The 11,741-nt window shown below is 60.3% G+C and carries 8 protein-coding genes and 1 pseudogene; 5 read left to right on the top strand and 4 right to left on the bottom strand.

From position 1 onward, the window contains the following. Positions 1–107: 107 nt before the first annotated feature. Together RGCCGE502_RS27500 and RGCCGE502_RS27495 are read left to right on the top strand one after the other, a co-directional pair. Entirely contained in the window at positions 108–2,390 is a 2,283-nt protein-coding gene (locus RGCCGE502_RS27500; protein ID WP_016557486.1) for a calcium-binding protein, read from the top strand. A gap of 133 nt (positions 2,391–2,523) precedes the next feature. Continuing rightward, positions 2,524–3,867, top strand: coding sequence for an HlyD family type I secretion periplasmic adaptor subunit (locus tag RGCCGE502_RS27495; protein ID WP_016557485.1), 1,344 nt, complete (start codon positions 2,524–2,526; stop codon positions 3,865–3,867). Positions 3,868–3,880: 13 nt separating this feature from the next. On the opposite strand, the pseudogene RGCCGE502_RS27490 reads toward RGCCGE502_RS27495, so the two are convergent. Beyond that, a pseudogene (locus tag RGCCGE502_RS27490) lies at positions 3,881–4,931 on the bottom strand (type II toxin-antitoxin system HipA family toxin); the annotation flags it as partial. 782 nt (positions 4,932–5,713) lie between these two features. Between RGCCGE502_RS27490 and RGCCGE502_RS27485 the strand changes: the two are divergent. Next, a complete protein-coding gene (locus RGCCGE502_RS27485) occupies positions 5,714–6,379 on the top strand; it encodes a response regulator (RefSeq protein WP_016557483.1) in 666 nt (221 codons plus the stop codon). A gap of 20 nt (positions 6,380–6,399) precedes the next feature. Here RGCCGE502_RS27485 and RGCCGE502_RS27480 read toward each other — a convergent pair whose 3' ends face one another. Next, a complete protein-coding gene (locus RGCCGE502_RS27480; protein WP_016557482.1) occupies positions 6,400–7,302 on the bottom strand; it encodes a DMT family transporter in 903 nt (300 codons plus the stop codon). A 255-nt stretch (positions 7,303–7,557) separates the two neighbouring features. On the opposite strand from RGCCGE502_RS27480, the gene olsE reads away from it, so the two are divergent. Then, positions 7,558–8,526, top strand: coding sequence for an ornithine lipid hydroxylase OlsE (gene olsE, locus RGCCGE502_RS27475; protein ID WP_176705733.1), 969 nt, complete (start codon positions 7,558–7,560; stop codon positions 8,524–8,526). A 116-nt stretch (positions 8,527–8,642) separates the two neighbouring features. Here the strand turns inward: olsE and RGCCGE502_RS27470 are convergent, their stop codons facing one another. Beyond that, a complete protein-coding gene (locus RGCCGE502_RS27470) occupies positions 8,643–9,440 on the bottom strand; it encodes a response regulator transcription factor (RefSeq protein ID WP_040675765.1) in 798 nt (265 codons plus the stop codon). A 706-nt stretch (positions 9,441–10,146) separates the two neighbouring features. Between RGCCGE502_RS27470 and RGCCGE502_RS27465 the strand changes: the two genes are divergently transcribed. After that, on the top strand, positions 10,147–10,959 hold the full coding sequence (locus tag RGCCGE502_RS27465) for a TIM barrel protein (RefSeq protein ID WP_016557479.1): 813 nt from the start codon (positions 10,147–10,149) through the stop codon (positions 10,957–10,959). 14 nt (positions 10,960–10,973) lie between these two features. Here the strand turns inward: RGCCGE502_RS27465 and cobM are convergent, their stop codons facing one another. Further along, positions 10,974–11,732 (bottom strand): precorrin-4 C(11)-methyltransferase, encoded by a 759-nt coding sequence (cobM, locus tag RGCCGE502_RS27460; RefSeq protein ID WP_016557478.1) that lies wholly within the window; start codon positions 11,730–11,732, stop codon positions 10,974–10,976. Positions 11,733–11,741 lie beyond the last annotated feature (9 nt).

The raw sequence follows: 11,741 nt of genomic DNA, 5'->3' as shown, positions 1-11,741 counted from the left end.
TTTTTTAGCCAATACGGCGAGAGCCCCGCAAAATGCGAGTTTCTTGATCATGACATCTACCTTTTGAGAGGAACGCGCTCAGGCGTTCGATGAGATCGCTTTGATGGATGAGAGGAGGTCTTCGACCCCCGACAAAACGGCAGCGCCCCGACGGCGACGACCGGCTGCTCGGCACGCCTGATAACGACATCATCTCGCTGAAGGATGGCGACGACTTCGTCCATGCTCGCGAGGGCCGTGACGTGGTGTTTGCCGGGTCCGGCGACGACACCGTCTTCGGCGGCGACGGCGATGACCTGATCCATGGCGAGGCCGGCAACGACCGTCTGTTCGGCGGGCTTGGCAACGACGTGCTGTTCGGCGGCGAGGGCAATGACGACCTGTTCGGCGACGAAGGCAATGACAGCCTGATCGGCGAGGGGGGCCACGACCGGCTGTTCGGCGGCGCCGGCAACGACCACCTGATGGGGGATGACGGCGACGATCAGCTCTTCGGCGAGGCCGGCGACGACCTGCTGGAAGGCGGCGCCGGCAATGACCTGCTGACCGGTGGCCTCGGCAAGGACGTGGCGCTCGGCGGCGCGGGCAACGATAGCTTCCGGGTCGGGCTGCTCAGCGAGGACCTGCGCCAGGAAGCGGCGGGCACGTCAACCTCCACCTCCGACGGCAACGACACCTATGTCGGCGGCGAGGGCAGCGACACCTATGACGCCGGCGGCGCAACGGCCGCCGTTACCGTCGACCTTGCATCCGGCACCGCCACCGGTACCGACATCGGCAGCGACAGCCTTGATGGCATCGAGAATGTCATCGGCAGCGGCGATGACGACACGATTAGCGGCGACGGTGGCGGCAACCATCTGCAGGGCGGGGCTGGCGACGACCAGCTTGCCGGCAAGGCCGGCGACGATCTGATCGAAGGCGGCGCGGGCGACGACGCACTGACGGGCGGCCTCGGCACGGACGTGGCGCTCGGCGAGGCCGGCGACGATACCTTCAGGGTCGGCCTGCTTGGCGAGGACCTGACGCAGCAGGCCGCGGGCACGCCTGTCAGCGACGGCAACGACACCTATGTCGGCGGCGAGGGCAGCGACACCTACGACGCCAGCGGCGCGACGTCAGCCGTCGATGTCGACCTTGCATCAGGCACCGCCACCGGTACCGATATCGGCAGCGACAGCCTTGATGGCATCGAGAACGTCATCGGCAGCGCCGGTGACGATACGATTGGCGGCGACGCCGCCGATAACTGCCTGGAGGGCGGCGCCGGCGACGACCAGATGACTGCCGGAGCCGGCGACGACACGGTGATTGGCGGTGACGGGGCCGACCAGATCACCGGCGGCGCCGGTGATGACCAGATGACCGGAGGGGCCGGCGACGATGTGGTCTCGGGCGGGGCTGGCGACGATGTCGTCATCGTGCTCGGCCCTCCCGCCGCCAGCGGACTGGATGCCGGCAGCCATGATGGCAACGACGTCTATGACGGGGGTGCGGGCTGCGACACGCTCGACCTGTCGGCGCTGGTCAAGATGGTGATCGCCGACATCGAGGCCGGCTATGCCGAGGGAGAGGAGATCGGCCGCGATACGATCCTTGGCTTCGAGACCATTCATGGCGGCTCCGGCGACGATCGGTTCTCCGGCGGCAGCGGCACCGACATCCTTTATGGCGGGGGTGGCGACGATCAGGTGGCCGGGCGCAGTGGCGACGACCACCTGGTCGGCGGCGACGGTGACGACCGGCTCGACGGCGGCAGCGGCGACGACGTCTTCATCGTGCTCGCCCGCAGCGGCAACGGCGGTGATGACGGCGACGACCGGATGGACGGCGGCAGCGGCAGCGACTGCTACGATGCCTCGGCCACCGTGCTCGGTGTCGTCATCGATCTCGAGCGCGGCGAGGCTTCCGGTGCGGAGATCGGCGACGACGCACTCCTCGACGTCGAGAATGCCAGCTGCGGCTCCGGCGACGACACGATCATCGCCTCGGCCAGGGTCAACGTGCTGGTTGGCGGCGACGGCGACGATGTCTTCGTCTTCCAGTCGGTCGCAAGCCTTGCGAACGACGGCGCCGGCCATGACGAGATCCTCGACTTCGGCGTCGGCGACCGCATCGATCTCTCCGCGCTTGGCCAGTACGGCACGCTGACCTTCGCCGGCCTGCAGATCGACGGCGACACGCCGCAGATCGGCTCGGTCACCTTCATCTACGAGGCGCTCGGCGACGACACCCGCACCGTCGTGCGCACCATCGTCGACCTCGACCATGACGACGACCTGCAGATCCTGCTGCGCGGCCATCACGAGCTGACCGCTGAGGACTTCATCCTCGCCGCCATCGAGCCCGGCCAGGTCACGGTCGACAGCCAGACGATGGGACAGGCGTGACGCCTGTCCCGGGGGATAGGCCATCGGCCTCTCCCCCGGGAGGCCGGCCTCTCCCGACAATGCCAGAAAGACAATGCCAGCAGACCACGACGACAGGACAACAAGGCCAGCAAGGCTCCAGGGGAACACCGCGATGATCACCACCACCAGCGACAAGACCGGCAGCGACAAGGCCGGCACCGACAAGACCGGCAGCGACAAGGCCAGGCAGAACGCCCGGCAGTTCGGCATCACCTCGCGCATTATCGCCTCCTCGGCACTGGCCGGCGTGCTGGTCTTCGGCATCGGCGGCTGGGCCGCCCAGGCGAAGCTGTCGGGCGCCGTCATCACCCATGGCCAGGTGGTCGTCTCCGAGCAGGTCAAGACCATCCAGCACCGCGACGGCGGCATCATCGCCGCCATCCGCGTCGACAACGGCACCGTCGTCAAAAAGGGCGACGTCCTCATCGTCCTCGACGACACCCAGACCCGCGTCGAACTGTCGATCGTCAGGGCGCAGCTGCAGCAGCTGACCGCCGCCCATGCCAGGCTGGTGGCCGAGCGCGACGAGGCAGAAACCGTCGGCTTTGCGGCGCTCGACCTGTCCGCCGCGGTGATCTCGGGCGAGACCAGGCTGTTTGAGGCCAACCGCCGCATGGTCGCCAACCAGAAGGAACAGCTGCGCCTGCAGATCGTCCAGCTCGACGAACAGGTGCGCGGCTTCAAGGCGCAGAGCCGCTCCAACGACAGCGAGGCCGAGATCGTCGAGCAGGAGCTCGCCAAGACCGAGAAGCTGCTCGCAAGCCAGCTGGTGCCGATCTCGCAGAAGCGCGACCTGCTGCGCCAGCGCGCCCGCATCGAGGGCAGCCGCGGCGAGCTGATCGCCAAGGTCGCCGAGGCCGAGGGCGAGATCAGCGAGCTCAACATGAAGCTCATCTCCATCGACCAGACCACCCGCAAGGAGGCGCAGACCGAGATCGTCAACCTGCTTGCCAAGATCGCCGAGCTCAACGAGCGCGAGATCGCCGCCCGCGACCGCCTCACCCGCATGGAGGTGCGCGCCCCCGTCGACGGCTTCGTCTATGACCTGCAGGTCCACACCATCGGCGGCATCATCGCGCCGGGCGCCACCGTCATGTCGGTCGTCCCGAAAAGCGAGCACCTCAGCGTCGAGGTCCGCATTCCCCCCGTCGACATCGACCGCGTCTCGCCCGGCCAGCCGGCCCGCATGCGCTTCACCGCCTTCAACCAGCGCACCACCCCGGAACTCCACGGCACCGTCGACGTCGTCGCCGCCGCAACCACCCTCGACCGCGCCACCGGCCAGCCCTACTACCTCGCCTCCCTGTCGCTTGCCGACCAGAACCTCCTCAAGGACAACAAGCTCATCCCCGGAATGCCCGTCGAAGTCTTCGTCCAGACCGCCGAGCGAACCGCCCTCTCATACCTCCTCAAACCATTCACCGACCAGATGATGAAGGCATTCCGGGAAGAGTAGTGCCGCTTGTCGCACTCGGCATCAGGGTTCCATCCGCGTCGAGGAACATCGGCGCCTTGACTGGACGTCGACAGCCGCGGTGTCGCGCCCGTCCCGAATATCTTTGCCGGGTTCTGTTCGAATCTATCCTGGATGTCGCCACGGCCGGGACCGACATAGGTCCCTGTGAAAAAGTGATTTTCCGTGAAGCTATGTAGCCTCGTTAACAGAACATCGGCCGGAAGGGCGGCCAGTTCACTTGCCACAATCATGATGTTTGAGATGTAGCGCTTGCCGCTGCGCAATTCCGCCCGCTCATCCGGGCTGTTCAGCACCCGGCTCAGCCAGCCTTCCGGCAGTAACGACTCAATGAAAGGAGGCAATCTGCCGGGCGTGGTTTGGCGCACAAGCGGCGGGGCGTCCGGTTCGGACGCCTTCCATCGCCACTCGAAGCCGTCATGGGCTAGGCTGCCTATCGGTTCCCCGTGCCATGCAACGGTCATTGAGCGCGGCCTGATTTGCCACGGCGACGGCGGCCGCCGGGTTTCGTCTCAGGTAGCGTTCCGCGGCGCTCCTTCGTCAAGCCAACCATTGTCGCGGGCAAGCTTAAAAACTGCGTCGGCGGCGTTTTCTGGGTTCCTGTGTTCTTCAATCAGTCGCGCGGCGATCCCGTCCTTCATTGCTTCGTCGAAAGAGGTCGCATGTTCGCTGCGGATGCGGAAGGCTTCCAAAAAGCGCTGGCGGATCGAAGACACGTCGACACGCAACTCGCCCATGTCGTCACCTATTACTGCCTGCGCGACGGAAGGGTGATCCGGCGCTTTATTCTGAATGATTTCCAGCGTCCTGATCCGCTGCCGCTGCACACGGCGGCCAGTCAGGAACAGGCGGCCATCACGCATCGTGCCAAGCAGAACGGCGCTGGCGGCCGACAGGTATGCATTCGGATATAGGTATTTGGCGATGCGTACGGCATGGGTCCGCACCGTTTCGTCTATGTCGGCGTCGGCATCAACGTAGATGCCGCGCATCAGCTGGACGAGCTTGCCGGCCTCCGCCTGCCGGTGAGCGCGGGTTTTATCGATGTTTTAGCGGACGAGATAGAGCGGCATAATGTATAATTTCGCGTATTTCAGATACGGGAAGCTACAAGACTATTTCTGGGTTTTCAATGAAAGCGTAACTATCCCGTATTTGAAATACGCGATAGTTCCACAATGCCATGCTCGAAACTTCCAAAGGTTCTTTAAACCATTGACGTAATGTGGGGCTTTTACGGCTTTGTGCGCAAGTACGAGGAGAGCCACCAAGCATAGCGTCGCCGGCCGCGGCCTTCGACAGCTTTGGCGATCACGTCGTCACCCGCGTGGGCCGAGACGTATCGGGCCTCAGGGATCTTGTCGGGTTGAAGCCGCGAGGCACAACCGGGCAAACCGTAGGGCCTCACTCACCACAGCTTCTTCAAGTGCAAATGCCGGTTGTTCTTTGCCGCGTCCCCTATTGCACCAGTATATACGCCTATCGGTGTAGGGAATGGTAGAGATTGGTGATTTTGCAACGGAGTGGCGAGTGCTATTATTAGGGAATTCTTATGAAATATTCTCGACAGGCTGTGGTCATCTGGGTCTGCCATAAGTACTGCCCGTCGTCTCAGTTGGTGTTCACCTCGCTTTCCAATGCCGCCTCATCCAGTTGTTCGCCGGGTGGAGTGAGTAACTTGCGAGAAGTGCGCAAAGTTACGTACAAACAAATCTGTTAAGGGAAAACACTATCCGATAGTGGGCTAACGTACTATTACTTAAGTATTAACTTCAAAATTGCATTCTGATGGACTAGGGTAGTACGTAACGGAAGAGGGGGGAGCTCAATGGCGATTTCAGTAGCGTTCGTCGATGATCATCCGATACTGCTCGAAGGATTGGTCAGTCTTTACTCGAACAAGGAAGATCTGGCCATTGTCGGCAAGGGCGAAAATGCCGTCGATGCATTAAAGCTTGTCGAAGAACTCGATCCCGATGTGATCGTGGTCGACCTGAGCATGCCTGGCGACGCAATTGCTGCAATCGAGATCATGTTGCAGCGCTATAAGCGCACTCGGATCATCGTGTTCACGGCCAGCTCGAGCATCGAGACAGCGATTCAGGTTCTGGGCCTGGGGGTTTCCGGCTATGTGTTGAAAGGCAGCACCGCCACCGATCTGCATGAGGCAATACGCACGGTCTACTCCGGCAACACCTTCATCACACCAGGCTTTGCCACCAAGGTGATCATGTCGATGAAGACCGAGGCGCTGCGCCGCAAGACGCAAGTGCATATGCGGTTGAGTGCCCGCGAGGAGCAGATCGTCGGCTATCTGATGCGCGGCAACACCAACCGTGAAATTGCGAGCGGTCTGGATATCAGCGAAAAGACAGTAAAGCATTACATGACTGTCCTGATGCAGAAGCTCGATGCGCGAAACCGCCTCGAGGTGGTGCTCGCGGCTCAGAAGCTGAGCATGGCGCATGAGGCCGGCGCGACGGCCTACAACTGACAAGATCAGTGACGGCAGAGCTATGCCGTCAGGCGGCGCGTCAACAGCATCCGTCGACGCTCCCACCACACAAGCGTGAGACTGGAGGCGACGATCAGCACGGCTCCTGCCACCACATTTGCCGTTGGGACTTCCGACCAGATAAGATATCCGTAGAGAAATGCCCAGACGAGTCCGCTGTACTCCATCGGCGCAAGTGTTGAAGCAGGCGCATGGCGGAAGCCCTCGTAGAGGAGATACTGCCCGGCGGCAGCCACGAGACCGAGCCCGATCATCAGGACCCACCCGAAGAGGTCCGGAGTTTTCCACAACCAGGGCAGCGTCGCGCCGCAGGCGACTACGAACAGAAAACTAGTCGCCATCATTTGGTTGAGTGTACTTTCGGTACGGCTGACCAGTCGTACAAGTACGGTGCTCCACGCCCAGCAGAAACCCGCGAAGATGACCATTGCGGCGGGCACGATGCTTGGCGATTGCCCAGGGTTGGCGGCGAGGAGAACGCCCGCGAAACCTCCTATGCAAGCCAACCAGCGCATTGGCCCGACGTTTTCCTTGAGCACGAGGATGGACAGGAACACCACCATGATCGGCGCAGAGAAATACATTGTGGTGATCTCGGCGAGACCGAGATGGCGTGCCGCCGAATAATAGGCCATCCAGGCGGCAAGCATCAGACCTGCGCGAATCAGCAGCGATTTCCGGTGCGGGCTCTTCAGTATCGAGGGATGGCGAAGCCGCCGGACCATGATGCCAGCAATCGCAACGATCATGATGCTACGCATGAACAGGATCTGAGGGACGGCGTAATCTGCGACCAACCACTTCACCACCGCATCCTGTAGGGCAAAAACCGAATAGCCTGAGCATGCAAGCGCAATGCCGATCAGCGGGCTTGTGGATGGGTCGGAGAATCTTGATTGCATCGACTTGCAGAGGGAGAGGGTGTGACTGACGGCGACGCCTATCAGGAAGCAGGCTATGTGACAATTGCGATATCTTAAGTCTGCGAAACTGGAGTGACGACATCGATCGCCGCACACGAGCGGTGAAGCATGGGGCTCGCATGCGCGCATTGTAGCTGTGGCCATCTGTCACAAACGACTGCGTTGGCTCTTGGCGGACAGCGAAATTTGCTATGTAAGATGCACTTCGGATTTTAAGTGTCAGGGTTGCTTGTGATGACTGAGGGCAAGTCGCAGGTTTACATCGCGGCGTCACGGATACTTTGGCCCGGCCTTTTTACTGGGGGACTGGTTGGGGCTGGATGGGCCTTTGCGTCGGACGCTCCATTGTTGTGGTTCAATGTGGTCTACCTCACGATCGTCGCCCTCATTGCGGGCTTCGAGCGGCTCATGCCCTATGAAAAGCAATGGTTGGAGCGTGACGGCGAAACCCTCAACGACATTGCTCATACGTTGCTGAGCAAGGGTGGCGTGCAGATCGCAGCGGCGATCGGAGCTTCCGCTCCAATGGCGGCTGCGACGGTCCTGCAGCCTTCGCTGAGCTCTCCCCTCTCCATATGGCCGCATGCATGGCCGCTTGCCCTGCAGGTGGCCCTCGGGTTGACCATCGCTGAATTAGGTCTCTACGTCGCTCATCGCGCCGCGCACGAGATCCTTTCCCTGTGGCGATTCCATGCGCTCCATCACAGTGTCGAACGCCTGTGGGTCGTCAATACGGGTCGCTTTCATATCGTCGACTCGCTTTTCAAGATCGCGCTCAGCCAGATTCCCCTCTATCTGATGGGGGCGCCCTTGCCTGTCTTTCTCTGGATCGGCGCGGTCACGGCCTTTATTGGCCTTCTGACCCACTGCAACATCGATGTGACCACAGGACCGCTCGACTGGGTATTCAGCACCCCGCGCTTGCACCGCTGGCACCATTCGAAGGTGCTTGCCGAAGGAAATACGAACTACGGTGAGAACCTTGTCCTGTGGGATCAGATTTTCGGGACATACTTCAATCCGGCGCGCAGACCGCCTGCCGACATCGGCATCAGCGGTCGAGTGGCCGAAGGATTTATCGGACAGCTCGTCCAGCCATTTTCGGCCAAGGGCTTCAGGCAAATACTGGGACGTCGAAAAGACCGGCCAGTGACTATCGTATCCGGAAAAGAGCAGCACAGCCACAGTGAGGTTGGGCGGTAACGCACCCTAATGCGCTGGGCGGGAGCGACGGTGGACTGGCTGCAGATGGCGGCAGTCTTACTGCGCGCCATCTGTAGAGAGGTTGTTCGATGTGCAGAAACACGTGCCGAAATGAGTTATTCGGCTGCAGTGCTCCATCGTCCGTCGTTTTGGAACATGTCGTTGAGCTTGTAGGCGACTTCGGTTCGGTTGGTTGCCTTGAGCTTCTTCATGATGTTCCGGATGTGAACCTTCACTGTACTCTCGCGCAGATTGAGCTCATAGGCGATGATCTTGTTCGCCTTCCCCTTGCGAAGCGCCTGCACGACCTCGGCCTGCCTCAGCGTAAAGATGCGCGTGAGTTCCTTTGGCCGTTGTTCCGGCTCTCGCTTTTCGACGCTCGCCGCGGCCGTCGAAGAAAACGCGTGGCCGGCGAGGATAAAGGTGCCACCTGCGACCGCCAGAGCGATTGCCTCGACACATACCTCGATCCCGACGGATGTCGGAATGAAGCCACGGGCGCCGTATTCGAGTATTTTCAATGTCTGGCCAAGGTCATCACCATCAGCCAGGATAACCACCGGAGCCGGTGCGACTTCTGCGGTGATGGTCGCGATTTCTTCGGACAGTGCGGCCTCATTTGCCATCCGACCGGCGATATTGAGAAGAACCGCCCCAACCGGCCGGTAATTTTCCTTCCTCCGCCGCCAATCAGCGATCGAGCCAGCGGCGACAGCGGCCATGCCTAGGCCATTCGCCATCAATGTGGTCGCAAGGCATTCGCGCTCGAGTGTCCGTGCGTCGATGATCAGCAGGCATTTATCTTCCTGCGCGACAGACAAGCCGGAGTCCGCGCCGGCTAACAGTGCCGCTGCGGGCCCAAGGCCATTCAACGCTATTCTCCCATTCTCAAATTCCGGGTGTACGTAATTCATACCAGCCTCATACCCCTAGATGCGCGACATGGCCCCGCAACAAGTATTGAAATACTTGAACGACAGTTACCTGAACGCTTTGATGATCCCCAATAGTCGGTCTAAAAGTAGAAACATGCCTCCAGCGCTATCACGGAACTGTGTATGCCGCGTTTCTACTTTATTAAGAAACTACATAGTCGATTACTAATACGCAATACAAAAATATTTCCAAAGGTTAACGGTGAAAAGCCCAACAAATAAATTTCTACCTAGCACGAGGTATTTCTGAAATTGCATTTCGCTATACTCCCCCAATGGCTGTCTACACCGGATGGGTAGGTAATAGGCAGGAATAATATTTCTGAAAAATGTTACGCTCCGACGCGCGAAGACATGAAGTTACGCCTTGAAAGAGCTTTTTAAACGGGTCTATGCTTTCAGTTGCAGCCGAATTTTCTACAATAAGCGCAGTTATTAACCGATATACAAAACGCGGATCGACTTCATTATTGACCGTAGTAGGGGGAAGATACGTGAAATCTTGGTTTGCCAGCGCTTCGTGTCGCCGTGAGGCTTTTCTTGCATTGAAGTATTGTTTTCTCGCAGGAATGAAATGTCAAAGTCTTGGAAGGGAGATGGTCTAAAACACAAATCCCATTAGAAGGTTATACAGTCGGGGCGCCACGTGCGGTGTCCGGCCGGTATAATTGGGAGGAGACTGAACATGGCGCAGCTTCATTTCGCGCTCAATCACATGGTTGCGCCGCAACTTTCTGTCCAGGAATTCTTTCGGCTCGCCACCTCGCTTGGTATCGATGCCGTCGAAATCCGTAACGACCTCGCTAACTCCGCTATCCTGGACGGTACGTCGCCAGATGCCGTGGCAAGGGCTGCCCGGGAGCACCGGCTGACGATCCTGTCGATCAACGCGCTGCAGCTTTTCAACGATTGGAGTCCTGAGCGCAAGGAGGAGGCGAAGGAACTGATAGGCTATGCCACAGCCTGCGGCGCGAAGGCGCTGGTTCTCGTTCCGAAAAATGATGGAACGGGGCGGGCCGATGGCGAGCGCCAGAAAAATTTGCGCCAGTCGCTGATCGAATTGAAGCCATTGCTTGACGCGGCGAACATCATCGGCCTGGTCGAACCGCTGGGTTTCGAGATTTGCTCGCTCCGGTCAAAGGCGGAGGCGGCCGCTGCCATCGACGCGCTTGAGGCACGATCAACCTTCAGGCTGGTTCATGACACCTTCCACCATCTTCTTGCCGGGGAGGACAGGCTGTTTGCGGACTTGACGGGGCTGGTGCACATTTCCGGCGTCAGTGATCCTAGTGTTTCGCTTTCCGAGATGCGCGATCCCCACCGTGTCCTCGTAGACGGGAAGGACCGGCTGGACAATCTCGGACAGATGAAAGCTCTGCTTGCGGCCGGCTACCGAGGGCCATTTTCGTTTGAGCCTTTCGCGGCGGAAGTCCACGGGTTGGAGGATCCGTCGAGCTCGCTTCGGGCAAGCATGGACTTCCTCACGGCGAGGACTTGATTCGACCCCCTCCCCTACTCCCGGCCGCGAAAGCGTCGCTGATATGAGACATCGTAGAGCGCGCTTTCGCGGAAGTCGGTAACGCCGAGCGATGGACCGACGAAAATGATCGCCGTGCGTTCGACTGGCGTCGCATCAAACTTTGCCTCGATGTCGCCAAGCGTGCCGCGGATGACCATTTCGTCCGGCCAGGATGCCTTGGCAACGATGGCGACCGGACAAGCGGTGCCATAAACCGGGGTTAGTTCTGCCACCACGCGATCAAGCGCGTGAATGGCGAGATGGATCGCGAGCGTCGCCCCGGTCGCGCCAAACTTTTCAAGCGTTTCTCCCGCTGGCATTGGCGACGCCCGGCCTGTGACACGCGTGAGCACGAGGCTTTGCGCCATTGCCGGGATTGTCAGTTCACGACCAAGTGTGGCGGCAGCGGCCGCAAAGGCCGGAACACCTGGTGTCATTGTATAGTCGATCCCATGCTTCTGCAGCCGACGAATCTGCTCGGCAACCGCACTCCAGATGGAAAGATCTCCCGAGTGAAGCCGCGCGACATCGTGGCCGGCCGCTGACGCAGCGATGTACTCCGCCTCTATTTCATCCAGCGACATTGGGGCGGTATCGATGATGCGGGCGTCCGAAGGGCAATATTGCAAAAGGTCGGGCGAGACGATCGAGCCGGCATAGAGACAGACTGCGCAGGACGCGATGAGATCACGGCCACGGACCGTGATAAGGTCGGCGGCGCCCGGTCCAGCGCCTATGAAATGAACCGCCATCTCTTTTCC

The organism is Rhizobium grahamii CCGE 502 (assembly GCF_000298315.2).
Lineage (GTDB): Bacteria > Pseudomonadota > Alphaproteobacteria > Rhizobiales > Rhizobiaceae > Rhizobium > Rhizobium grahamii.
This window is presented reverse-complemented; position numbering and strand designations above follow the sequence as displayed.

Coding starts and splice junctions, on each gene's coding strand:
- RGCCGE502_RS27500 (WP_016557486.1), top strand. CDS start 108: ATGAGAGGAGGTCTTCGACCCCCGACAAAACGGCAGCGCCCCGACGGC.
- RGCCGE502_RS27495 (WP_016557485.1), top strand. CDS start 2,524: ATGATCACCACCACCAGCGACAAGACCGGCAGCGACAAGGCCGGCACC.
- RGCCGE502_RS27485 (WP_016557483.1), top strand. CDS start 5,714: ATGGCGATTTCAGTAGCGTTCGTCGATGATCATCCGATACTGCTCGAA.
- RGCCGE502_RS27480 (WP_016557482.1), bottom strand. CDS start 7,302: ATGCAATCAAGATTCTCCGACCCATCCACAAGCCCGCTGATCGGCATT.
- olsE (WP_176705733.1), top strand. CDS start 7,558: ATGACTGAGGGCAAGTCGCAGGTTTACATCGCGGCGTCACGGATACTT.
- RGCCGE502_RS27470 (WP_040675765.1), bottom strand. CDS start 9,440: ATGAATTACGTACACCCGGAATTTGAGAATGGGAGAATAGCGTTGAAT.
- RGCCGE502_RS27465 (WP_016557479.1), top strand. CDS start 10,147: ATGGCGCAGCTTCATTTCGCGCTCAATCACATGGTTGCGCCGCAACTT.
- cobM (WP_016557478.1), bottom strand. CDS start 11,732: ATGGCGGTTCATTTCATAGGCGCTGGACCGGGCGCCGCCGACCTTATC.